Origin of the sequence: Pseudomonas syringae group sp. 26L6, assembly GCF_032587815.1 — a bacterium.
In the GTDB taxonomy this organism is placed as follows: Bacteria; Pseudomonadota; Gammaproteobacteria; order Pseudomonadales; family Pseudomonadaceae; genus Aquipseudomonas; species Aquipseudomonas amygdali.
The window spans coordinates 1-2,605 of record NZ_JAWHPJ010000015.1; the positions used below are offsets into that span (position 1 = coordinate 1).

The 2,605-nt window shown below is 60.5% G+C and carries 2 protein-coding genes; both read left to right on the forward strand.

Annotated features, from left to right (window positions below; translation table 11 throughout):
* The coding region (locus RYA97_RS07615; protein ID WP_316892042.1) for a phosphopantetheine-binding protein at positions 1 to 385 on the forward strand (385 nt) is incomplete at its 5' end.
* A gap of 14 nt (positions 386 to 399) precedes the next feature.
* Positions 400 to 2,605 (forward strand): condensation domain-containing protein (locus tag RYA97_RS07620; protein WP_316892043.1); only part of this gene is annotated, 2,206 nt, incomplete at its 3' end.

Sequence of the window (2,605 nt, forward strand, 5' to 3'; positions counted from 1 at the left end):
CGGCAAGCTGGACCGCAAGGCGCTGCCCGCGCCGGATGCCAGCCAGTTGCAGGCGGCCTACATCGCTCCGCAAGGCGAGTTGGAGCAGCAACTGGCGGCGATCTGGGCTGATGTGCTGAAAGTTGAGCAGGTCGGGCGTAGCGACAACTTTTTCGAACTCGGCGGCCACTCACTGCTGGCGGTACAGATGCTGGTGCGAGTGCGTGAGCAGTTGCAGCGCGAGGTCGGCCTCAAGGACCTGTTCGAACAGCCGGTGCTGGCGGACTTCTGCACCACGCTGCACGAAAAAAATGGCGAAAGTGACCATGCGCTGGACGAATTGACTAAATCACTGGAGGCACTCAAACGTTTATCAGCGGAGGAAATTGATAATTTGATTGCTTAGCAGGAGAGACCCCAGTGCAACAGTTGCTTGACTCCGTTAAATCGCTGTCCGCCCGTGAACGCAAGGCGCTGGCGGTCCTGCTCAAGCGCCAGGGGGTGAATCTCTACGGGGTCACGCCGATCGCTGTAAGGGAGACGCAGGCCCCGTCTGCGCTCTCCTATGCGCAGCAGCGGCAATGGATCATCTGGCAACTGGAACCGCACAGCGCGGCCTACAACATTCCGCTGGCGCTGCGCCTGCATGGCGCGCTGGATGTCGAGGCATTACGGCGTAGCGTCGAACACCTGATCGAGCGTCACGAAACCCTGCGCACCACGTTTGAACAGCAGGGTGACGAGGCGTTGCAGGTGGTGCATCCGGCGTCGCCGTTTGCGCTGGACGTTGATCAACTGGCGGCTGGCGAAACGCTCGAGCGTTATGTCGATCAGGAAGTGCAACAGCCCTTCGATCTGCAACACGGGCCGCTGTTGCGGGTCAGGCTGCTCAAACTGAGCGAGCAGGAGTACGTACTGGTGCTGACCCAGCACCACATCGTCTCCGATGGCTGGTCGATGCCGATCATGGTCGACGAGCTGATGCAGTGCTATCAGGCCGCCACGCTGGGCCGCAAGGCCGAATTGACGCCGTTGCCGATTCAGTACGCCGACTATGCCCTCTGGCAGCGCAACTGGCTGGAAATGGGCGAGCAGGAACGCCAGCTTGCGTACTGGAAGCAACAGCTGGGCGAGCAACAGCCGATTCTGGAACTGCCCACCGATCGACCGCGCCCGGCGCTGCGCAGCTACGAAGGAGCGCGATTGAATGTCGAGCTGGATGCCGCGCTGCTGAACGACCTCAAGACTCTGGCGCGGCAGCAGGGCATCACCCTGTTCATGCTGTTGCTGGCGTCTTTACAGACCTTGTTGCACCGCTACAGCGGTCAGGACGATATACGCGTCGGCGTGCCCGTCGCCAACCGCACTCGCAGCGAAACCCAGGGGCTGATCGGTTTCTTCGTCAACACCCAGGTGCTCAAGGCCGACTTCGACACGCAAACCACCGTGGCCGGGTTGCTGCAACAGATCAAGCAGACTGCTGTCGAGGCCCAAGCCCATCAAGACCTGCCGTTCGAACAACTGGTCGAAGCCCTGCAACCGCAGCGCGACTTGAGCCGCAGCCCACTGTTTCAGGTGGCCTACAACCACCAGAGCGAAGGCCACAACGAGGCCCGCGAACTGGCCGGTCTGCGCCTGGAATATCAGGTGTCCGACAAACACACGGCGCAGTTCGACCTGACCCTGGACACCTGCGAACGCCCGAACGGCCTGGCCGCTTCGTTGACCTACGCCACCGACCTGTTCGACGCCGCAACCATCGAGCGCATGGCCGGGCATTGGCGCAACCTGCTGAATGGCATGTGCCGCGACGCCAACCAGCGTATCGCTGATCTGCCGCTGTTAAGCGTCGATGAGCGGCAAGACACTCTGCGCGACTGGAACCCTAACCTTGCGGTTTATCCAAGTGAATATTGCGCCCATCAACGCATTGAAGCTCAGGCCGAGCGCACGCCGCTGGCCATCGCTCTGACTTTTGCTGGCGAGCAATTGAGCTATCAACAGCTCAACAGCCGCGCCAACCAGTTGGCCCATAAACTGCGCGAGCAGGGCGTTGGCCCGGATGTTCGCGTGGGGCTGGCCGCTGAACGCAGTCTGGACATGATTGTAGGGATGCTGGCGATCCTCAAGGCCGGTGGCGCATACGTGCCACTGGACCCGGATTACCCGCAGGATCGCCTGAGTTTTCTGATGCACGACAGCGGCATCGAACTGTTGCTGACTCAAGCACATTTGCTTGGCCAGTTACCGATTCCTGCACATGTTCAGACACTGGATCTGGCGGATGCGCTGGACAGTTACAGCACGGAAAACCCGGTCAACCAGACCACGCCGGACAATCTGGCCTACGTGATCTACACCTCGGGCTCGACCGGCAAGCCAAAAGGTACCTTGCTCGCTCATCACAACCTGATACGCCTGTTTGCTGCCACGGATGACTGGTTCAAATTCAGCGAAAAGGACGTGTGGACGCTGTTCCATTCATTCGCTTTCGACTTCTCGGTTTGGGAGATTTTCGGCGCGCTGCTGCACGGCGGCCGACTGGTGATCGTGCCTCGCGAAGTGACCCGTTCGCCGGAAGACTTCCATGCGCTGCTGGTGGAACAGCGCGTCACAGTGCTTAACC